Genomic DNA, 21,454 nt, shown 5'->3' on the forward strand with positions numbered 1-21,454 from the left:
GTTTGCATGATCAACCGCCTGGGAATGAATTCCCAGTCTAATAACCCAAGTCCGTTAAAACGGACTAAAAGCTTTTTTCAGTCGTCTTCAGACGACTTTTGCTATTAGACTCAGAATTCATTCTGAGGCGGGTTATTATTAGCAATTACCTATTCGCTAAATATTGATACATTTCCCATCTAGCATTAACTTCTGCTTGCGCTTGTTCCAGTAAAGATTTTGCAATTTCCGGTTTACTCTTCGTCAACATCTTAAATCGGTTCTCTTGATACATTGACTTTTCCACCGATTCAGAAGGTGCTTTCATATCTAATTGGAGGGGATTTTTTCCCTGGTTTTGTAATGCCGGATTGTAGCGATATAATAACCATCTTCCTGCGTCTACTAAAGCCTTTTGCTGTTGTAAACCGGTGGTCATATCAATACCGTGAGCAATACAATGACTGTAGGCTATTATGATTGATGGGCCATCAAAAGCTTCCGCTTCCAAAAATGCTTTGAGTGTATGTTCATCACGCGCACCTAACGCTACACTCGCCACATAAACATTACCATAAGTCATGGCCATTAAACCTAAATCTTTCTTTGGTGCAGGTTTTCCACCAGTTGCATATTTAGCGATCGCACCTTTGGGAGTTGCTTTGGAAGATTGCCCGCCTGTGTTAGAATAAACTTCGGTATCCATGACGAGGATATTGACGTTTTTACCGCTGGCTAAAACATGATCTATCCCCCCAAAATCAATGTCATAAGCCCAACCATCACCCCCAACTATCCAAACACTCTTTTTCACCAGATAATCAGCGAGGGATTTGAGATTTTCAACCGCAGATAAACGCTGATTAACGCGGATATTCTTTGCTTCTATCTGCGTGTATCTGTGTGCATCTGCCTTGGTAATTTCTTCTAGCTTTTGTTTGAGAATTGCGACTCGTTCCCGTTGTTCCCAAATATCAGCTTCATCTTTTTGTTCAGCGTTGAGAATGCTGTTAACCAAATTATCCCCTAACTCACTGCTGAATTGTTGCAATAACTCCGCTGCAAATTGCGCTTGTTTGTCGAGGGAGAGACGATAACCAAAACCAAATTCCGCGTTATCTTCAAACAGGCTGTTAGACCATGCTGGCCCTCTACCGTCAGCGTTTTGAGTCCAAGGAGTTGTGGGTAAATTTCCACCGTAAATGGAGGAACAACCGGTAGCGTTGGCAATGAGTGAGCGATCGCCAAATAATTGTGTTAATAATTTAAGGTAGGGCGTTTCTCCGCAACCAGCACAAGCACCAGAAAATTCAAACAACGGTTCCTGCAATTGCTGCTGACGAATTTGGTTTAACTTCAACTTTGTGCGATCGGGATTTGGTAAACTCAAAAAGAAGTTCCAGTTTTCCCGTTCTTGTTCCCGCAATGGTAACTGCGGACTCATATTAATAGCCTTCCTCGTCGGTTCCGCTTTGTTTTTTGCAGGACAAACATTAACGCAGATAGTACAACCTGTACAGTCTTCTGGGGCTACCTGAATGGTAAATTTCTGGTTAGCAAAATCCTTATCTTTGGCGTTAGTTGATTTGAAAGTTATCGGTGCGTTGACTAACTCACTCGGTTGATAAGCTTTAGCGCGAATTGCACTATGGGGACAAACCATCACGCATTTCCCACATTGAACGCAGACATCTTCATCCCATACCGGAATTTCTTCCGCAACATTGCGTTTTTCCCATTTTGCAGTTCCACTGGGGAAAGTTCCGTCAGCAGGTAAAGCACTGACAGGTAAATCATCACCTTCCCAGACCATGATTTTGCTAAGAACATCCTGCACAAATTTAGGTTTAGTAATTGATAATTGATTTTCTTCCCCATTACCTATTACCAAAGACCTATTACCAACTTCATGCAGATTTTCTAAGGTGTTGTCCACAGCTTGTAGATTCATACGGACGATTTCTGCACCTTTTTTACCATAGGTTTTTTCAATGGCTTGTTTAATTTTAGCAATTGCTTCTTTTTCTGGTAAAACTCCCGCTAAAGCAAAGAAACACACCTGCATAATAGTGTTAATTCTTCTGCCCATACCACTATTTTTCGCAACTTGACTGGCGTTAATAGTGTAAACTTTCAGGTTTTTGTCAATAATTTGTTGTTGGACTTTCGGTGGTAGATTTTCCCAAACCGTATCAGCATCATAAGGACTATTTAACAACAAAGTTGCCCCTGGTGCAGCAGCTTTTAAAATATCAATACTTTCCACAAATCCCCAATGATGACAACCGATAAAATTAGCTTTGTCTATCAGGTACGTTGAACGAATTTTTCCAGTTCCAAAACGCAGATGAGAAACTGTCATTGAACCGGATTTTTTGGAATCATAAACAAAGTAACCTTGGGCGTTATTTTCTGTTCCTTCACCGATGATTTTGATAGAGTTCTTATTTGCACCAACTGTACCATCTGAACCTAAACCATAAAACATGGCGCGAACTACATGATCCGGTTCTGTAGAGAAATTGGGGTCAAAATTCAAAGAAGTAAAACTGACATCATCATTAATCCCAATAGTAAAATGATTTTTGGGTTTAATGAGGGTGAGATTATCAAAAATACTTTTCACCATTGCGGGAGTAAATTCTTTAGAAGAAAGTCCATATCTGCCACCAACTATTTTTGGAAATGTGGTTTTTTTCCATCCTTCATAAATAGCTGTCACTACATCTAAATATAATGGTTCTCCTGCACTTCCTGCTTCTTTAGTTCTATCAAGAACTGCAATAGATTTGACACTATTAGGTAATGCTTCCACAAATCTAGCTACATCAAATGGGCGATAAAGTCGCACCTTCAAAACTCCGACTTTTTCCCCTTGGTTGTTGAGATAATCTACGGTTTCATGGACAGTTTCACAACCAGAACCCATAATCACAATTACTCGTTCTGCATCTGGTGCGCCATGATATTCATAGAGTTTGTAATATCTTCCTGTGCGTTTCCCAAATTTATCCATAATTCTTTGGACAATTTCCGCACAAGCATTGTAATAAAGGTTTGCACCTTCACGAGATTGAAAGTAAACATCGGGGTTTTGGGCTGTTCCTCGTAATACTGGTTTATCTGGTGTTAAGCAACGTTGACGATGTGCAGATACTAAAGATTGGGGAATGAAAGATTGTAAATCCTCATCTGATAATAATTCAACTTTCTGCACTTCATGGGATGTTCTAAATCCATCAAAGAAATGCATAAATGGTACTCGTGCTTCTAAAGTTGCAGCATGAGAAATTAATGCAAAATCATGACTTTCCTGCACAGAAGCTGAACACAAAAAAGCGAAACCAGTCGCCCTTGCAGCCATGACATCACTATGATCACCGAAAATAGATAAAGCGTGTATAGCTAAAGAACGGGCGGAAACATGAAGTACAAAACTGGTTAATTCTCCTGCAATTTTGTATAAATTAGGAATCATTAATAACAATCCCTGCGAAGCGGTGAAAGTTGTACTTAGTGAACCTGTTTGTAATGCTCCATGCACCGCAGCAGCAGCCCCTCCTTCGCTTTGCATTTGGGTTACACTGGGAACTGTACCCCAAAGATTAGGTTTATTTTCTGACATCCAAGCATCAGCCCATTCACCCATTGCTGAAGATGGAGTGATAGGATAAATGGCAATTACTTCGTTTAATTTGTAAGCTACACGCGCAACGGCTTCATTACCATCAATTGTGGCAAAAGGCTTGTTCATGATTTTTCTTCCTGTGTCTTTTCTGGTTGTTTAAACTGTATGCAGAGAAACCAAAAACATAAGCATTGAAAATAGCTAAAGTCAGGAAGTTAATTTGTGCTATTTATTACATTTTTATTAATTGTGAATTATTAATTATGAATTATTTTGACTTATAGCCAATATTTTGAATTTTAGCAGGTAGTAAATATCCTATCTATATTAATATTAATGTTGTACTCAAGATTTATGATCTTTGATAAATCAAAGTTTGATGATTGTCATGGGGGGGAGGTACGGGAGGTTTTTTAACGCAGAGGTTCGCTGAGGTAAGCGCTGAGGTTCGCTGAGGTTTTTTGAGAGGGTAGTTGGGAATATTTCAAGTGTTTGAAGTATAATTAAGTTAGGTTTTTCTGCATTTCCACCCAAATAATATAAGTTATGATTTATCGAGATTCTGATATTGAAGCTGAACTACAACGCATGAAGAGAGAGTTAAATATCTCTGTAAGTAAGAATGTTAAGAGTATAGGTAATCAGGATTCTAAATCTCAAGGGTTAGATCATGTGATCAAGAAGCTCAATCATCTTGTGGGAATGGAAAATGTTAAAAATGACATTAACACTTTTATCAATTTTTTGAAAGTTCAGAGAATGCGAAAGGAACAAGGTTTACCAAATATTTCTATTTCCCTACATTCAGTATTTTGTGGACCTCCGGGAACTGGTAAAACAACGGTTGCGCGTTTGATGGGTGAAATATACAAAGAATTAGGAATACTTTCCCAAGGTCATCTTGTGGAAACTGATAGATCAGGTTTGGTTGCAGGTTATGTGGGACAAACAGCTTTAAAAGTAGATGAAGTCGTAAATTCAGCATTAGATGGAGTTTTATTTATTGATGAAGCTTACGCACTCGCACCAGCCGGTTCAGGAAAAGATTTTGGACAAGAAGCGATAGATACTTTACTAAAAAGAATGGAAGACTATCGAGATAGGTTAGTTGTGATTGTCGCTGGCTATAGTAATGAAATGTCGCGTTTTATTGATGCTAATCCTGGTTTACAATCGAGATTTAATAGATATTTTTATTTTGATGATTATAAACCGGAAGAACTATTAAATATTTTCGAGGGAATATGTAAGCAACAGCATTATAGAATAACCCCAAGAGGTAAAGAAAAACTTTTGAAACACTTGACAAAGTTATATTCTGAAAAAAATAATAGTTTTGGAAATGGTAGACTTGTCAGGAATATGTTTGAGAAAACAATCGAAAGACAAGCTAACAGATTGGTGAAAATAAAGGAAGTCAACAAAGAAATGATGATGACTATTACCTGGGAGGATATATTGTAAATAATTCAATAAATAATAATACCCAGTAAACCTTAAATTTTAGTAAATTTTAAATTGTAGGGTGCGTCAGACTTGATAGCTTGCGTGACGACGCAGGAGTCATTAAATCCTACAAATAAACAGATTTTAAAAATCTGACGCACCGTAATAATGTGCCGGTTGCGTAAGTCCTGAAATTAACGACTATGAAAAGATTGATTTTGTTTAGGTGCAGAAGATGGACGCTGGGGTATTTGATTTCGCATTAAAAGTAAAGGAAGACTGAGTAAACCAAAAACCATAACTACTCCTGTCATAATCAAAACTGGTAAACGTTTAGGTCTATAGTCTCCTTGTTCAATTTGCTGAAAAATTTGATTGTATCTCCATGCTGCTAAAGCAATGGTAATAATACCAAATACTACTAAAAAAACGCCTAAGTTTTCAGAATTTATTAATGGGTTTATAGTGGTTTCTTGTTGTGTAAAAGCTATGTTAATTTGACGTAAAAATATACCAAATCTAGAAATTGCAAAACCAAAGCCAATTAATGCAATAGAAGTACGTAACCAAGCTAGAAAGGTACGCTCGTTTGCTTGATGTTCTCGGATACGATCTATATTAGCTAATTTATTACTCATAAAATAAAATTGGCTATTATCAAATGTGACTTAAATATAACTACTAAACTAGAAACTTTAAATCGTTAAAAGCAGCAAATTAGATAATAAAATACCTTTGGATTATACTCAAAAACATTATAAACACAGAACAGCTAAAATATCAATAATCACCAAATCTCGTCAACTTATTGACAAGATTATCAATAATATTGAGAATTAGCTTTAAATATTGCGAAAACTGTCAGATAGAACAATTTTTGAAACTCAATAGATTAGAAAAAATTATCTTTAAATATTGATGTTGATTTTCCACACAGTCAGTCCAACCGACAAACAACCAACTAAAATACGCTAAAATGCAAACAGAGTAAGCATTTCCCCTTTAACAACAATCATGCTGGAGACTCTGCAAACACAAATTTATCAACTTGAACAGTTCGCAAACAGCCTTGTTGCTAACCAACTCACCCACCTTAGCGTCGTCAGCATTGCCATTATTTTTGCCGCTGGCTTGCTCACCAGCCTTACGCCCTGTATGTTGTCTATGCTGCCCATTACCATCGGCTATATTGGTGGTTATGAAGCTAAAACCCGCTTGCAAGCAGCAGCACAGTCAACTTGGTTTGCCTTGGGATTAGCAACTACACTTGCAGGGATGGGAATCATAGCAGGTTTAGTTGGAAAAGTCTACGGTCAAATAGGAATTGGTTTACCAATTATTGTGAGCATTATTGCTATTATTATGGGACTGAACTTATTAGAAGCTCTACCCCTACAATTTCCATCTTTGAAGGAAACAAACTGGATTTCCCAAGATTTACCTCCTGGAGTGCGTTCATACTCCATTGGGTTAACATTTGGGTTAGTCGCTTCCCCTTGTAGTACACCAGTTTTAGCCAGTTTATTAGGTTGGGTTGCTAATACCCAAGATTTAATTTTAGGTGCTGTTTTACTACTTGCTTATACAGCCGGATATGTTGCACCATTAATTTTAGCAGGTACATTTACTGCTTCCATTAAAAAAATATTAGAATTGCGCCGTTGGTCTGGTTGGATAAATCCTGTCAGCGGTGCATTATTAGTAGGCTTTGGTGTTTTTTCCTTACTTTCTCGCATTCCTATTAGCAGTTTCTAGACAATGACTTTAGATAATACAACATCCACAGAATTGAGTTGGTGGTTAATACCTGGGCGATTTATCCGGCGGGAGATTTTGCCTGTATTAACTGATTTACGTTTGGCAATTATCCTCTTATTAGTAATTGCCTTATTTAGCATTAGTGGTACTGTAATTGAACAGGGACAATCACCTGCATTTTACCAATCCAACTATCCAGAACATCCTGCTTTATTTGGTTTTCTGACTTGGAAAGTCATTCAAGTAGTTGGGTTAGATCATGTATATCGAACTTGGTGGTTTTTGGCTTTATTAGTGTTATTTGGAACTAGCTTAACAGCTTGTACATTCACCCGGCAATTACCAGCCCTAAAAGCTGCCCAAAAGTGGAAATATTACGAAGAAACCCGCAACTTTAAAAAATTAGCTTTGAGCGCAGAATTAGAGACTGTTCCTTTACAGTCACTTACACCAATTTTAGAAAAAAACCGTTATAAAATATTTCAAGATAAAAATCTAGAAAAAGATGATATGCTCTATGCCCGCAAAGGCATAATTGGACGCATGGGTCCAATTATTGTCCATATTGGTATCGTTGCCATTTTGCTGGGTGGAATTTGGGGCGCAATGACCGGATTTATGGCTCAGGAAATGATTTCTAGTGGTGATACATTCCAGGTAAAAAATATTATTGATGCTGGGGCTTGGTCATCTCAAGATGTATTAAAAGATTGGTCAGTGCGTGTAAATCGGTTTTGGATTGATTACACACCTACGGGGGGAATTGACCAATTTTATTCTGATCTGTCTGTGTTGAATAAAGATGAGAAAGAAGTTGACCATGAGAAGATTTATGTTAACAAACCACTGCGTTATCATGGCGTAGTTTTTTATCAAACAGATTGGGGAATTTCTAGCGTCCGCGTTAGATTAAATAAAAGTCCGATTTTTCAGTTACCAATGGCACAATTAGATACCAAAGGTAAAGGCAGACTTTGGGGAACTTGGATACCAACTAAACCTGATTTAAGTGAAGGTGTTTCCTTACTAGCAAAAGATTTACAAGGAATGGTTTTAATTTATGATGCTAAAGGCAAATTAATTAATACCGTCCGTGCGGGAATGTCCATACCTGTGAATGGGGTAAACTTGAAAATTCTTGATGTTATTGGTAGCACAGGTTTACAAATTAAATATGATCCTGGTATTCCCATTGTTTATGCAGGATTTGGTTTGCTAATGCTAGGTGTGGTGATGAGTTATTTTTCCCATTCCCAAATTTGGGCATTACAAAAAGGTAATATTCTCTATGTAGGTGGTAAAACCAACCGCGCCCAAGTGGCATTTGAACAAGAAGTTTTAGGAATTTTAGATCAACTTAGTGACCCAGGAAAAAAATAATTTTTTCTTCATGGGGCATAATAGCAATTGAGTGGTGTATTTTATTCATGTAATACCACTCAAAATGGTGCGTATATCCTATGGATAAATCCAATATTCAGCCACTGATTGCAAGTATCCACCAAGAACTGATACCCCAGTTAATTGTGGAAAGTGTCCATCCTCACAACCCAGCACAAGTGCGCCATCTTCCCCCCCCTTGGCAACTTCTAGGTACGGGAAACTACGCAGCAGTAGTTTATCACCCTGAATACCCAGACTTGGTAGTTAAAGTTTACGCAACCGGTCGTCCTGGGTTTGAGGAGGAACTAGAAGTTTACCGTCGTCTTGGTTATCACCCCGCTTTTTCTGAGTGTTTTTATGCTCAAGAAGGCTTGTTAGTCTTAAAAAGATTATATGGTGTTACCCTTTATGACTGTCTTCACAGGGGTTTGCGTATTCCTCCCCAGGTGATCAAAGATATTGATAATGCTTTGGACTATGCGCGGACTCGTGGACTTTTCCCTCATGATGTGCATGGAAAGAATGTGATGATGTTTGAGGGGAGAGGTTTAGTTGTGGATATTTCTGATTTTCTGCACCAGGAACGCTGCTCAAAATGGGATAATTTGAAAAAGGCTTATTATTGCCTATATTTGCCTATTTTGTATCCTTTGCGGTTACGAGTACCTTATTCACTTTTAGATATGGTTCGCAAAACCTACCGCTTTGTAAGTTCTTTTGCAGGTAATGTATTTAAATTTATTCACAGATTAATTCGTCGCAAATCTCTGAAAAATTAATGGGGTGGGTAATGTTTCCTACTAAAACTTATGAAACTGATGGTGAAACTTTACCTGAACCTAATATTTATTGAGCCGATACGGTTAGTAATACAGAAAAAAATATCCCAAACGTTCGTAGTAAGGACTTAAGTCCTCACTACAAACCTACGTTAAAAAACTTATTTTTGATGTCTTACTTCCACAACAGTATGTACATTTCCACGGGGAGTAAAATCTGTCTTTACCGTTACTTCCAACGGATCACAAGCCGCAACAAAATCATCTAAAATTTGATTAGCTGATTCTTCGTGGGAAATATAGCGATCGCGATAACTGTTAATATACAGCTTCAAAGCCTTCAACTCTACCACCCGTTCATCAGGTATGTAGGAAATATATATGGTTGCAAAATCAGGATAACCGGAAAATGGACATTTACAAGTAAATTCCGGCAAACTAATATCAATATTATAGCGCCGACCCACACGCGGATTAGGAAATGTAATTAGTTTTCCTTCCTCAATCTCACGTTCGCCATACTTCATTTCTTGACTAGCTGGGGTTACAGTCTCAGGTAGAGAATTACTCATAAAATTATTATTGGAAAAACGCAGCGATTCATAACTACTAACTTAACACTCATTACTCATAACTCGGTACTCAGTACTCAGTACTCTTGTCCCAGTCTGGACAACTTGTATCATCGCAACCGTGGGGGTGCATAGCACAAACTAACAAATTACCGCCATACACTTGTCCATGATAATTGCTACAACCTATGCAAGCAGAATGATGTTCTGTTGTAGCTTCAACTGAGTAAGGAAACCCCGGATCTATATCTGCTACTACGTCTTCCATTTCCCAGTAAACTTCCAGAAGCGGTTCAGCCAATTCCTGTAAATACTGGTCAATTTCAGCAGCAAGGTTATTGTTGACTTGCTCTGTAATTTCTTCTGTTAGCTCAAAAAAGGCATCAACCATGTCATTCATTCCTAGGAAGAAGCGCTCTACTTCATCAGCCACAGTTTCGATGATATCAATTAAATCTTTCTGCCACGGTTCCATAAACTTAACGCCCTTAATACCTAAAAATAGGGCGCTCCATTCAATTCGGCTTGATGTGCGTCAATTTATATTGACGCACATGAAACCAGCTTTAAGTATCGCGCCATTTCCAACCCACCAACTGTGCTGATGATCAAAGTAAAAAGAAGCTTTTACTGATCATGTTTCAATCTTTCTAGCTGTTTTTGCAGTTCTAGCACTTGATCCCGTAAATGATCAACATTTTCGGTTGCTGGTTCTTTCACAGTTGGTTCTTCATCTACCTCTAAAATTTCGATGCGACGAGGTTCAGAAGAGGCTGTGTTTTCAGGCTGTGTATTGGATGTTTGGGGCTGCTGGGCTTGCTTCATCATATCTTCAACGAAACGACGAGCTTCTTCGGTATTCATTTCGCCCTTAGCCACCATTTCATCAGCCAGTTTTTGGACTTGCGATCGCAGTTCGGCTAATTTCCCCCCCGCTTTCTCGCCGGCGTAAGAAGCCAAGCCAACACCGAGGTAAAAAGCTTTTTGAACAATATCTCCAAAACCAGGCATTGCTGTAGAGCGCTCCTAAAAATGGGGCGACCCGGAGACTACGCCTACCACAAGCATCCCGTATTGCTGCTACCTTCCGGTCCTGACAAGATTTGGGCGTTGAAGTCGCATAGATCCAGGTCTTTTAATATCATAACATCAAAAGTCAGTAATTGTGTGTCATTCCATAACAATTCGCCATTCGTAAAGCTGATAACTGACACAACCGTTCTGTACCAAGGGATCACCAGCAACTATCGCCTGTGCTTCATCCATTGATGCCGCCTCAAACAGCATCATCCCGCCTCCCCGTTGCGCCCAATAGCCTGTTTTAGCTTTGTGTCCTTTGTCTATCAAGTCTTGTACATAAGCTGTGTGGGCGGGTACATATTGATCAAAGGTGGGTTTATCTACTGTACCTGCTTCAATCTTTACAAACCAAGGCATATCAATTTTGGATTTTAGATTGGCAATAACTTATCATAATTCGTTATTTGATTTCTGATTTTCATCTACTTGCATTATCATTATTAATTTTTTACACAGTATAAATCTAGCTACCCAGATTGGTTTTATACTTTTTGATGTCAAAAGCGTCAACTAAGTAAGTTTTTATGTCTTAACCTTTTGGCGGTTAAGAAAACAGAAAAAGCTGTCACTATTTCCAACCTACTCCCAACATAAAAACTAAACAAGCCGCGCTGAATAAAAATATAAATGAGCTTGACTCATAAGACCTACAAGAAGAGAGATTTTTGGGTAAATTTTCTGACTTTCCAAACATCCTCTCCAAGTAAACGCAAACAATCAAAGTTGACAAGGGAGGATTTTAGACATTCATAACTCAACTCAGCAATATTCTCACAATTGTCTTAGAAAAAGGATAGCGTGATGGCCAGCAAATTGATTCTCAATAATAATGAAATTCTCAGAAAAGGCTCGAAAGGACAAAAAGTTCAGCAGTTGCAAAGAATCTTAACAGACCTTAAACTCAATCCCGGTTTAATAGATGGTGATTTTGGTAATAAAACTGTCGCAGCAGTCCAAAAATTTCAACAACAAAAGGGTTTAATAGCAGATGGAATAGTAGGAAAAAAAACTCAGGATGCTTTAAATCAATCTCTTGATAACCTCATCGCAACCCCAAACAAAACCCCAGAACAAGCCCTAGTTCAGGAACAAAGTCTAAATATTGATTTCAAAAGTCTTTATGGTGGTTCATCTGGAAAAGTACCCCTTCCTGGAGTTGCTCTCATTAAAGAATTTGAAGGATTATTTCTAAAAGCTTATCCTGATCCTCTCTCTGGAGGTAAACCAATCACCATTGGTTGGGGAACTACTCGCAAAAAAGATGGTAGCGAATGGAAACTGGGTGAAACAATTACCAAAGCAGAAGCAGAGGAAATTTTAATTTTTCAGTTAGATACAAAGTACCTACCACCCCTATTAAAAATTCCTGTTTGGAACGAATTGAACGTCAATCAACAAGGAGCCTTATTAAGCTTTGGTTATAACTTAGGTGCTAACTTCTATGGTGGTTCCAACTTCCAAAGCATGACTAGAGTCTTGAGAGATAAAAAATGGGATGAAATTGAAGAAACTTTTCTAAAATATAGGAATCCTGGAACTAAAGTAGAAGCAGGTTTAAGACGGAGAAGACAGGCAGAAGCTAAACTCTTTTTAACTCCAGTTAGCTAAATCTTAAATTCCATCCCTATAGAGACGTTCCGCCAGAACGTCTCTACATTAAAAAATCTTAATTAATTACTTGCCATTCGGACGCTGAATAATCGTTTCTACTACTCTACGCTTGGCTTGCGGATCAACACCTACTAAGCGTACATATTCACCGCTATATTCAGCTAAACAAGATTCTAGCATAGAAATAGCATCGGAATGTGCATCAATATTGAAAGAACCACAACTTTGCCAAGAACCTGTGCGAAAACGACGTTCATCAACGTGTTCAATTCCAATTTTGTAACCTTGAGACAAAATTTGTCGAACTTGTTCTTGAGTTTCTAAAGTTAAATGGGTAGATTGATTAACCACAGGTTTAGTAACTGGAATTTCCGCAACAGGTGACGGTGCTTGATAACCTTTCCCTCGATTTAAGCGATTGTATTCATCAACTAAATGAGAAGTTTCCACTCGTTTTTGTTCACCCACCATAAATTTACCAGACTCAATTAAATGAGATAGAGTAAAATCTGGCTTTTTAAATGCTGGAGGTCCCTCTAAACTGTTCACAACTCGTAAAGAGACATTTTCAAAACCCGTTTTATGAATAAATTCGCGGATTTGTTCATCATAAATTCGGGAACGTAAGGCGCTAAAAAAGTCAATAGATTGATGAGGAAAAGTATCAACTAGTTGTTCAATTTCTCTTTGTGAAAGTCCATCAGCAGCAAAGATTCCCCCGACAATTCCCACCTTATCATCGCGGTTAGGTTCCCAGTAAAATTTATCCATTCTCCCATCACGAATTAATGGTGCGTAGAGGGTAGAAAAATCATTGCCGGTGACAATAATCGGAACACGACATAAAGGATTGGAGTCATAACTTCCCGGTAACTGTACATCTGTGGGATTATCAGCAATATTCATCAGTGTGGCATTTACCAACTGGGTATTTACTGTATATTGAGTCCCTTCATCAAAACGTCCCGCACCTGCATCTAAATCATTAATCATCAGTACGCACATTTTTCCCCGTACTTTGATTAATTCCGCTGTTTCCCGATAACGCAACCGAATCAACCGCGCCGGATCTCCAGCATCTGGACTTTCTAATTCTCCCCCAGATATCAAAGTCACCTCGATACCCATTTTTTCAAAGACTAACTCACATTGAAAGGATTTTCCCTCTCCTTTGCGGCCATGAATTCCTAAAATCAGGGGAACTCGAATACCGGGAATGTTTAAAAAGTTTTTGGTAATATGAACTGCAAGTTTATCAAGAAAGCTCGGAGCAATATAATAACTCATAGAATTATCTCCAGTTATGATTTATTGATATCATCATAGTTTTTTTTGGTAACGATAGTCAATTAAATGGTAAATTAAATTTGGCAATCCTTACATTTAATTTTAATTAAAATATGACTATGAATAATTCATCAATTAAAATTACCAAGTTATTAGATACAGATTTAGAAAAACTGAGAAACATTAGCCGAGAAATTTGGTATAGTCACTATTTTTCAATTCTCAGCCATGAACAAATCGAGTATATGCTAACTAAAATGTATGGAACAGGAGTAATTGAAAATGAAATTTATAACCAAGGGATATTTTATGATAAGGTATTGCATAATTTTGAATTAGTTGGTTATTTATCCTATGGTTCAGAAACAATAGATAATGCTAATTATTTAAAATTACATAAATGTTATTTACTACCATCCTTACATGGTTTTGGTTATGGTCAAATCATGTTATCTCATGTATACCAAAAGGCGAAAGAAATGAACTCTAAACAAATTATTCTCAATGTCAATAAAAGGAATCAAAAAGGAATTAAATCTTATTCTCGATTTGGTTTTAGAATTATTGATAGTCAGGTGAAAGATTTTGGCAATGGCTTTGTAATGGATGATTATATCATGGGCTATGATATTTAATTTAATAAAAAATAAACTAATATTTGTTAATAGTTTGGTTGGGTCAACCATTTTATTGATGATTAACTTTCAACCAACTAACAGCAAAATCAACAGCATTTCTAATATTAAATAACTTGGTTTGTGCAGCACCAACTGTGGAAACTTTAACCTGACCAGTTTTTTCAAAAGCTTCACCAATTTTAACAAAGCAGTCAGTGTCAAACTCAATATCTGTATACCATTTCCATACTCGCTTTCCTGCTGCTAAAATTGGCGCACCTTTATTAATTCGCTGTTCTCGACCAACCCGGTATTCAGCTAAATGAAAACTGGTGCAACTATCATACCCAACTCCTAATAACAGCACCCAAGCATTCAAATCGTAGATACGCGCTAATGGTGAATTTTCTCCCAAAGAGTTTTCAAGAGAATGATCTGAAATTATATTTTGAGCATCTTTTCCCCAACCAGCAAAAGAAACATGAGGATGAGAACTCCGCACCACATTTTCCCAAGTTCGGAAGGTTTCTACAATGCGACCCATCTCTCGTGTTGGAGTAACTTTATGATCAAAAGCTGGCATAGTTTCACGAATAATAGACCACCATTCTTTAGGGACGGCTGGATTTTCCCACATAGCAGGGTCAGACAAATCACCAGAATGGGTAGGCATTACTAAATTTCCGTCTGGTGCAATCACATCCATTAGTGCTTGAACTACGGTAACAGAACCACCACAAACCCAACCCAATGAACTTAGAGAAGAGTGAACTATCACGGAGATACCTGAAGTTAGACCTGCGTTCAATAAGTCTGTAGCTAAACTCTGACGAGTATGAGGTGATAAGGTACGGAGAATTACTTTTGATTCACTCATTATTTACCACAAACGCTGTATCGGATAAGTATCAAAAATTGTATCAGCACTTATTATAGGTATATTTTCCACCATAGCTTGTGCAATCAACATTCTGTCAAAAGGATCATGATGATGTAAAAGTACTTGGGTAACAACCGTAATATGATTTATTTTTATATCTAACACCATGAAATCATTGATGATGCTTGATCAAGAGTAATGTGCTGCATAATTACTGCCCTTAGCTTTATTTGTACTACTCAACAATTCTATCAAAAACTAAAAAAACCTCCGCGTACCTCCGCGCTAACCTCCGTGTTCCTCTGCGTTAAAAAAAAGAGAGATAGAAAACTCTACCTCTCCAAATAATAAATTATTCAAACCAAATCAGAACTTAATATCTGCTGGGTTTGTGAACAATGAAGCTAAGAACTTGGCACTGCTTAACGTTATCAAAACCTACAACACGGATGTAGCAGTTGCCATATTGAGAACGGCAACCTTGAACTTCGCTTAATACTTCTTGAGTAGATTTAGCGCCGAACAAAGGCAACTTCCACATTGTCCAGTAAAGTTCTGTAGGTTCAGAAGTTTCGTTGAATTCAATTGCGGGAATGTAGCCTTGGTTCAAAATGTACTGAACTTGCTTGGCAATTTGCGCGTCAGACAGAGGGGGAAGATAAGAAAGGGTTTCGTAACGACGCTCTTTTGGTAAAGTTTGCATAGCTTTTGATAAGTGGGGGAGATTTTTTATTACTTGGTTGACTGACTAATTAGATAAATTATCTAAATTAGGAATGGCTACGTCACGCAGGCTATCAGATATTGTCTGTCTTTGGTGTTTCCGGGCTGGGATTTGATAAATTTAGTTGCGTGATGCGTTCGAGATGCTGGCGACGCTGTTCCATATTGGCTTGCTGAATGCCAGTTCGCACCATTTCTGGTAAGAACTCTGTCACTTCCGCCGCTATGTGTTCCCTGACAGTCATAATCCGCAAAGCTAAATCTGACTTTTCCCGAAACAGTTCCTCAATAAATGCTTCTCCATCTTGGATTTTCCCAGCAGAAAAGTTTTGCAACCAATGTGCTAAAGGAGGATTTGTTTCGCCTAGCTGTGCCAATACAGTCCTTAGCGCCTGATAAGTCAGGTAGCTTTGGAGAGTTTTGGCTGTGTCTTTCGCAATTTGCTTTAGATTCATGCTTGACCCCAGCCCAATAGATTTTAGATTTTAGATTTTGGATTTTTGATGAATCCCAAATCCAAAATCCCAAATCCTAAATCATCAGACGGTATCCATTGCTTCAAACTCGAACTTAATTTCTTTCCACAGTTCGCAAGCAACAGCCAATTCAGGAGACCACTTAGCAGCTTCGCGGATGATATCGTTACCTTCACGAGCCAAGTTACGGCCTTCGTTACGAGCTTGAACAACTGCTTCTAAAGCTACGCGGTTAGCGGTAGCACCAGGAGCGTTACCCCAGGGGTGTCCCAAGGTACCACCACCGAATTGTAGTACTGAGTCATCACCAAAGATTTCTACCAAGGCGGGCATATGCCATACGTGGATACCACCGGAAGCAACTGCCATTACACCAGGTAGAGAAGCCCAGTCTTGGGTAAAGTAGATACCGCGAGACTTGTCTTGCTCAACATAGTTTTCACGCAATAGGTCAACGAAGCCCATTGTGATTCCACGTTCGCCTTCCAACTTACCAACAACTGTACCGGTGTGGATGTGATCACCACCAGACAAGCGGAGAGCTTTAGCCAATACGCGGAAGTGGATACCGTGGTTCTTTTGACGGTCGATTACGGCGTGCATAGCACGGTGAATGTGCAACAGAATACCGTTGTCACGGCACCAACGAGCCAATGTGGTGTTCGCGGTGAAACCTGCGGTCAGGTAGTCATGCATGATGATGGGCATTTTGAGTTCTTTAGCGTACTCAGCCCGCTTTAGCATTTCTTCACAGGTAGGAGCGGTGACGTTCAGGTAGTGACCTTTGATTTCGCCGGTTTCTGCTTGTGCTTTGTTGATTGCTTCAGCTACGAACAAAAAGCGATCGCGCCATCTTTGGAATGGTGCAGAGTTGATGTTTTCGTCGTCTTTGGTGAAGTCCAAACCACCGCGCAAACACTCGTATACAGCGCGTCCGTAGTTCTTAGCAGAAAGACCTAATTTGGGCTTAATTGTACAACCCAACAGAGGACGACCGTATTTGTTCAACTTGTCGCGTTCAACTTGAATACCGTGTGGTGGTCCTTGGAAAGTCTTGATGTAAGCTACAGGGAAACGAATGTCTTCCAAACGTAGCGCCCGCAGAGCTTTGAAACCAAATACGTTACCGACAATAGAGGTTAATACGTTGGTGATAGAACCTTCTTCAAACAGATCCAGAGGATAAGCAACGTAACAGATGTACTGGTTGTCTTCACCGGGAACTGGTTCGATATCGTAACAACGACCTTTGTAGCGATCTAGGTCGGTCAACAAGTCTGTCCAAACTGTTGTCCAAGTACCAGTGGAAGACTCAGCAGCTACAGCCGCACCAGCTTCTTCTGGAGGAACTCCGGGTTGGGGGGTCATCCGGAATGCTGCTAGTAAATCTGTATCTTTAGGAGTGTAATCAGGTGTGTAATAAGTTAGTCTGTAATCTTTAACCCCAGCTTGATACCCAGACTTTGCCTGAGTTTTCGTTTGAGCGTAAGACATATTTTCCTTCCAACAAGTCTCTCTTTTTACTATCAAATCACGTTATGTGCAACTTCTTATCACCCCTTTTATTTCTGCCTTTCTCATAGCTGATATAAGAAAAACTTATATTTTAGGGTTGGACTTGGCTTAAGGTAGCGTTGTTGGTGCTGCAAAATTTAGGTAGCGGTGGCAGTTTACCGTACCCATCTTCTTCCTATCCAGGACGCACTATTGAGCGCTGTTTTTTCCCTTGTTCCTCAACCAAAAAGTATTTTTATCTCTTCTGCTTACCCTACTAAACCTGCTTAATCTCAAAGAAACTCCGGCGCTTTTTGGGCATTTTTTGGAATTTAACCCTTGAAAATCAGTAAATCGTGGGATTTAAGCGTTTTAGCTTATTTTCCCTGTTTTTTTCTCCTGATACCTTGCCCATATTGGGAAAATAGATATAGAGGAAACTTCACTAACTGAGCTTTAGTCAAAGGGTGAGCAAAGGATAAAAATTTGCACACCACGAAATTTGTAACTTGTCTCACAATATATCAAGAATTTAATAAGTTATTCTTTGAAAGTTTTTAACTTATATATTTAAATTTGTTATTACATAAAGTATTAAACATTTTGTTAAGACTACTTTACAAGTGGTGATTACTAGTTGTATGTAGCACCAAAGGGCAGTAACGGCAAAGGTAAAGATTTATTAGATACTTTCTCTAAAGGAAATACAACCGTGATGTTATTTCACAGACGTACTCGTTTATCGATGATTTCTATCCTGTTCGGGTTGATAGCCATACCAAGCATGGGAATTACCGCAACAGCGCAAAACAACACTGATCTTAATCCCGACAATTCCTCCACTACTTACTCAGTTTCTGCACCCCCAAAGCGAATAGATCCCTTACCCAATGAGCGGGAAGTGCTAGAACGGGAAGTAGAAACTGATTATCGTGTTAGTAACTTACTAGGAGATTTTGCTGGTAATCTTTGGGTAGGTTCTTGGCGGGGTTTATCGCGTATTGACCCGAATACGGGCAATATTATTGCTCGCATCAGTTTACCAAATGTTGCTATTGGTTCTTTAGCTCAAGATAAAGTCGGTCGTTTGTGGGTGGGAAATTATGAGGGTTTGACACGAGTTGATCCGCGCACTAATGAAATTACAGCCCAGAATTTATTACTACCTTCCAAACGAGTGTTATCACTCTTAATTGATAAACGGGGTTATTTGTGGACGGGAACTGATAGTGGTTTAGTTCTAATTAGTCCTGACCAAGGTTTGGTGATGACAACAGTTAAAAATTTACCTGGTGTTAGCGCCAATGCTATGACTCTAGATGCTGAGGGTCAACTTTGGGTTGGGACTTTGGATGGATTAGTGCGGGTAAATACTGCCAGTGGTTTGATTATGAAGCGAATCGGCAGTTTACCAGGATCAACTGTGCAAACTTTAGCTATCAGTCCTGAAGGGTTAATCTGGGCGGGAATGCCGAATAATTTGTTAGTAATTAACCCTAAAAATGGGATTGTGCTGAGGTCTGTAACTCCTTTGCGGGGAAGAAATGTGACTTCAATTCGCTTTGCTCAAGATGGTAGCGTGTGGGTTGGGACTACCAATGGGTTGTTAAGATTAAATCCAAATACAGGAGCTTTGTTAGATCGAGTTGCTGGACTTCCTTCTAGTCGGGTGCTGACCCTTGCACCTGATATGGGCAATAAATTGTGGGTGGGAACCAGCGAGGGACTGGCTTGGTTAATGCCTACAATGGATCAGGCTCGACCTCATTTCGGTTTTGGTCGGTCTGTGAAGTAGGGATTTGGGACTGGGGACTGGGGACTGGGGACTGGGAAGAGGTGATAGATAATTCTCTCTCCTGACTCCTGAGTCCTGAACCGATAGCGCAGCGTGGCGTAAGCCATAGGTCTGCGAAGCGTCTCCTGACTCCTCATCCAAAATCTAAAATCTAAAATTTAAAATTATTTATGGCAGTTACTACCCAGCAATTAATTCAATGGAAACAGCAGGGACGTTCGATTGTCGCGTTGACTGCCTGGGATTATGCGATCGCTCAACTCCTCGACGCAACTGGTGTAGACTTAATCCTCGTAGGTGATTCTTTGGCAGTTGTGCTTGGTTATGAAACTACTCTGCCAGTTACTTTAGAAGAAATGATTCACCATGCTAAAGCTGTCCGTCGTGGTGTGAAAAATGCTTTAGTCGTTGTGGATTTGCCATTTTTGACCTATCAGGAAAGTATTCAACAAGCAATGCAATCAGCCGGACGGGTGCTAAAAGAAACTGGAGCGCAGGCTGTAAAATTAGAAGGTGGTTATCCCGCAATGGTCGAGACTATCGAGCGGTTGGTACAAGCTGGTATTCCCGTGATGGGTCATGTAGGTTTGACACCCCAATCAATACATCAACTCGGTTTGCGACAACAAGGAAAAATCCCGGAAGCAGGGGAGAGAATTTTAAATCAAGCGATCGCTCTCGAACAAGCTGGTGTATTTTCAATAGTATTAGAACATATCCCCGCCCATCTAGCATTACAAATCACTCAAAAACTCCGTATTCCCACTATTGGCATTGGTGCAGGTTCAGATTGTGATGGTCAAGTTTTGGTGACTGCTGATATTTTAGGACTTTCAGAAAAGCAGCCACCATTTGCCAAAGTTTATACAAATCTACGAGAAACAATTACCAAAGCTGTCCAGAACTATTCGGTGGAAGTGCGCGATCGGCAATTTCCATAATAAGGAGGCAGGAGGCAGGAGGCAGGGGGTAGCTCACAAGGGTAGGTATTTTACATTGTCGTGAGGGCTAGACTTGGTGGACAAGGAAGGACAGTGGACAAGGGAGGAAAACCGTACAAAATCATATTCTCTTGGTAACAAGAACAGTCCGTCAAAAGACCATTGTGCGTATAAAATCTTCCTTGTCTACCTTCCCTCCTTGTCTTCCAAGTCCTGCCTTCACAGATAATATTAAAAACCTACCCTTGTGAGGTCTTCCCCTCTCCCCATCTCCGTGTCTCCCCATCTCCGTGTCCCCACGTCACCTTAAACCTTCTGGATCTATTCCTAACTCACGCAATTTATCCTCCAGCTTGATGACGTGGTTTTGTACTTCGTGAATCTGTTCTTGGGGTGTCAGATAACGTCTTCCTGCTTCGTCATACCAATACAACCATTCCCTAGTTATCCCGCCATAATTGCCTCGTTCGCAACCAATTCCTAAGCCGATTTCTGGTAGCCAAACAGGACTGCTTTCCTGTAATTCATACCTACCATTGACCAACTTATGCACTTCCAACCTGCGTTGGCGACGACGACGGGAAGAATAAATCACATAGTACAGCACTCCTAAAGCGGCATATTCATCCAATTTAATGCTATATTCCTTACGGTAATTTGGGGAAACTACTTCTAGCACTAAAATGGGTACAACGTTTTCATCCCACAACACATAACTAGGGCGCAGTTCCTCATCGTAACAGCGTTCTACCCCCAAACTAAGAAACCCATCTGGTACAATCGGCAGTTCATCTGGGTGATAATAAATACCCATATTCACTCCGAAAAACCAGTCCATGCGTTCTGCCCAAAGTGTCAGCAGTATGGCTTTTAGCAATCCTGGAATTAATTCTTGTAGTTCGTTATCCACAGGTGTTTCATCAGAGTCGGGTAATTCTTCAGCAGAGGGTAAGTACCTTGGTAGGTTGAAATTTAACATAACTACTTTCCCCAACACTCACAACA

The 21,454-nt window shown here is 39.4% G+C and carries 19 protein-coding genes, 1 other RNA gene and 2 pseudogenes; 8 read left to right on the top strand and 14 right to left on the bottom strand.

Going from position 1 to position 21,454, the window contains the following annotated elements; all coding sequences use genetic code 11:
• Positions 1-145: 145 nt before the first annotated feature.
• Positions 146-3,733, bottom strand: a complete 3,588-nt coding sequence (nifJ, locus tag H6G59_RS13760; protein WP_190715255.1) for a pyruvate:ferredoxin (flavodoxin) oxidoreductase — start codon at positions 3,731-3,733, stop codon at positions 146-148.
• A gap of 420 nt (positions 3,734-4,153) precedes the next feature.
• Here nifJ and H6G59_RS13765 point away from each other — a divergent pair, with 420 nt between their 5' ends.
• On the top strand, positions 4,154-5,071 hold the full coding sequence (locus H6G59_RS13765) for an AAA family ATPase (RefSeq protein WP_190715257.1): 918 nt from the start codon (positions 4,154-4,156) through the stop codon (positions 5,069-5,071).
• 176 nt (positions 5,072-5,247) lie between these two features.
• On the opposite strand, the gene H6G59_RS13770 is transcribed toward H6G59_RS13765, so the two are convergent.
• Positions 5,248-5,691: a YidH family protein gene (locus tag H6G59_RS13770; RefSeq protein ID WP_190715259.1), complete on the bottom strand. Its 444-nt coding sequence runs from the start codon at positions 5,689-5,691 to the stop codon at positions 5,248-5,250.
• A 376-nt stretch (positions 5,692-6,067) separates the two neighbouring features.
• Between H6G59_RS13770 and H6G59_RS13775 the strand changes: the two genes are divergently transcribed.
• The 3 genes from H6G59_RS13775 (at position 6,068) to H6G59_RS13785 (ending at position 8,973) form a co-directional block, all read left to right on the top strand.
• Positions 6,068-6,808: a cytochrome c biogenesis protein CcdA gene (locus H6G59_RS13775; RefSeq protein ID WP_190715260.1), complete on the top strand. Its 741-nt coding sequence runs from the start codon at positions 6,068-6,070 to the stop codon at positions 6,806-6,808.
• Between the two features lie 3 nt (positions 6,809-6,811).
• The gene (locus H6G59_RS13780; protein WP_190715262.1) at positions 6,812-8,191 is read left to right on the top strand and encodes a cytochrome c biogenesis protein; all 1,380 of its coding nucleotides are present in this window, start codon (positions 6,812-6,814) and stop codon (positions 8,189-8,191) included.
• A gap of 80 nt (positions 8,192-8,271) precedes the next feature.
• Positions 8,272-8,973, top strand: coding sequence for a serine/threonine-protein kinase (locus H6G59_RS13785; protein WP_190715264.1), 702 nt, complete (start codon positions 8,272-8,274; stop codon positions 8,971-8,973).
• 161 nt (positions 8,974-9,134) lie between these two features.
• Here H6G59_RS13785 and queF read toward each other — a convergent pair whose 3' ends face one another.
• The 5 genes from queF to H6G59_RS13810 all read right to left on the bottom strand — a co-directional run bounded on the left by queF (position 9,135) and on the right by H6G59_RS13810 (position 10,982).
• Positions 9,135-9,545 carry a preQ(1) synthase gene (queF, locus tag H6G59_RS13790; RefSeq protein WP_190715266.1) on the bottom strand — a complete coding sequence of 137 codons (411 nt, stop codon included), beginning with the start codon at positions 9,543-9,545 and terminating at the stop codon, positions 9,135-9,137.
• A gap of 70 nt (positions 9,546-9,615) precedes the next feature.
• Positions 9,616-10,020, bottom strand: a complete 405-nt coding sequence (locus tag H6G59_RS13795; RefSeq protein ID WP_190715268.1) for a hypothetical protein — start codon at positions 10,018-10,020, stop codon at positions 9,616-9,618.
• A gap of 152 nt (positions 10,021-10,172) precedes the next feature.
• Positions 10,173-10,556 carry a phasin family protein gene (locus H6G59_RS13800; protein WP_190715270.1) on the bottom strand — a complete coding sequence of 128 codons (384 nt, stop codon included), beginning with the start codon at positions 10,554-10,556 and terminating at the stop codon, positions 10,173-10,175.
• A 25-nt stretch (positions 10,557-10,581) separates the two neighbouring features.
• Positions 10,582-10,678, bottom strand: an RNA gene (gene ffs / locus H6G59_RS13805) — signal recognition particle sRNA small type.
• Between the two features lie 37 nt (positions 10,679-10,715).
• Positions 10,716-10,982, bottom strand: coding sequence for a YciI family protein (locus H6G59_RS13810; protein WP_190715272.1), 267 nt, complete (start codon positions 10,980-10,982; stop codon positions 10,716-10,718).
• 444 nt (positions 10,983-11,426) lie between these two features.
• On the opposite strand from H6G59_RS13810, the gene H6G59_RS13815 reads away from it, so the two are divergent.
• Positions 11,427-12,233, top strand: a complete 807-nt coding sequence (locus tag H6G59_RS13815; protein ID WP_190715281.1) for a glycoside hydrolase family protein — start codon at positions 11,427-11,429, stop codon at positions 12,231-12,233.
• A gap of 66 nt (positions 12,234-12,299) precedes the next feature.
• Here H6G59_RS13815 and H6G59_RS13820 read toward each other — a convergent pair whose 3' ends face one another.
• A complete protein-coding gene (locus tag H6G59_RS13820) occupies positions 12,300-13,523 on the bottom strand; it encodes a RuBisCO small subunit-like domain-containing protein (RefSeq protein ID WP_190715283.1) in 1,224 nt (407 codons plus the stop codon).
• 119 nt (positions 13,524-13,642) lie between these two features.
• Here H6G59_RS13820 and H6G59_RS13825 point away from each other — a divergent pair, with 119 nt between their 5' ends.
• A complete protein-coding gene (locus tag H6G59_RS13825) occupies positions 13,643-14,158 on the top strand; it encodes a GNAT family N-acetyltransferase (RefSeq protein WP_190715285.1) in 516 nt (171 codons plus the stop codon).
• A 52-nt stretch (positions 14,159-14,210) separates the two neighbouring features.
• Here the strand turns inward: H6G59_RS13825 and H6G59_RS13830 are convergent, their stop codons facing one another.
• The 5 genes and pseudogenes from H6G59_RS13830 to H6G59_RS13850 form a co-directional block, all read right to left on the bottom strand.
• A complete protein-coding gene (locus tag H6G59_RS13830; RefSeq protein ID WP_190715286.1) occupies positions 14,211-15,017 on the bottom strand; it encodes an AAC(3) family N-acetyltransferase in 807 nt (268 codons plus the stop codon).
• A gap of 3 nt (positions 15,018-15,020) precedes the next feature.
• Positions 15,021-15,197: pseudogene (locus tag H6G59_RS13835) on the bottom strand (PIN domain-containing protein); the annotation flags it as partial.
• Positions 15,198-15,393: 196 nt separating this feature from the next.
• Positions 15,394-15,723 carry a ribulose bisphosphate carboxylase small subunit gene (locus H6G59_RS13840; protein WP_190715288.1) on the bottom strand — a complete coding sequence of 110 codons (330 nt, stop codon included), beginning with the start codon at positions 15,721-15,723 and terminating at the stop codon, positions 15,394-15,396.
• A gap of 45 nt (positions 15,724-15,768) precedes the next feature.
• Positions 15,769-16,198: pseudogene (gene rcbX, locus H6G59_RS13845) on the bottom strand (RuBisCO chaperone RbcX).
• 84 nt (positions 16,199-16,282) lie between these two features.
• Positions 16,283-17,713: a form I ribulose bisphosphate carboxylase large subunit gene (locus H6G59_RS13850; protein WP_190715292.1), complete on the bottom strand. Its 1,431-nt coding sequence runs from the start codon at positions 17,711-17,713 to the stop codon at positions 16,283-16,285.
• Between the two features lie 712 nt (positions 17,714-18,425).
• On the opposite strand from H6G59_RS13850, the gene H6G59_RS13855 reads away from it, so the two are divergent.
• Together H6G59_RS13855 and panB are read left to right on the top strand one after the other, a co-directional pair.
• Positions 18,426-19,508 carry a ligand-binding sensor domain-containing protein gene (locus H6G59_RS13855; RefSeq protein ID WP_422602424.1) on the top strand — a complete coding sequence of 361 codons (1,083 nt, stop codon included), beginning with the start codon at positions 18,426-18,428 and terminating at the stop codon, positions 19,506-19,508.
• Between the two features lie 170 nt (positions 19,509-19,678).
• Entirely contained in the window at positions 19,679-20,449 is a 771-nt protein-coding gene (panB, locus tag H6G59_RS13860) for a 3-methyl-2-oxobutanoate hydroxymethyltransferase (RefSeq protein WP_190715294.1), read from the top strand.
• 301 nt (positions 20,450-20,750) lie between these two features.
• Here panB and H6G59_RS13865 read toward each other — a convergent pair whose 3' ends face one another.
• The gene (locus H6G59_RS13865; RefSeq protein WP_190715296.1) at positions 20,751-21,428 is read right to left on the bottom strand and encodes a Uma2 family endonuclease; all 678 of its coding nucleotides are present in this window, start codon (positions 21,426-21,428) and stop codon (positions 20,751-20,753) included.
• Positions 21,429-21,454: the final 26 nt, after the last annotated feature.

It is taken from the genome of Anabaena lutea FACHB-196 (assembly GCF_014698305.1).
GTDB lineage: Bacteria > Cyanobacteriota > Cyanobacteriia > Cyanobacteriales > Nostocaceae > Anabaena > Anabaena lutea.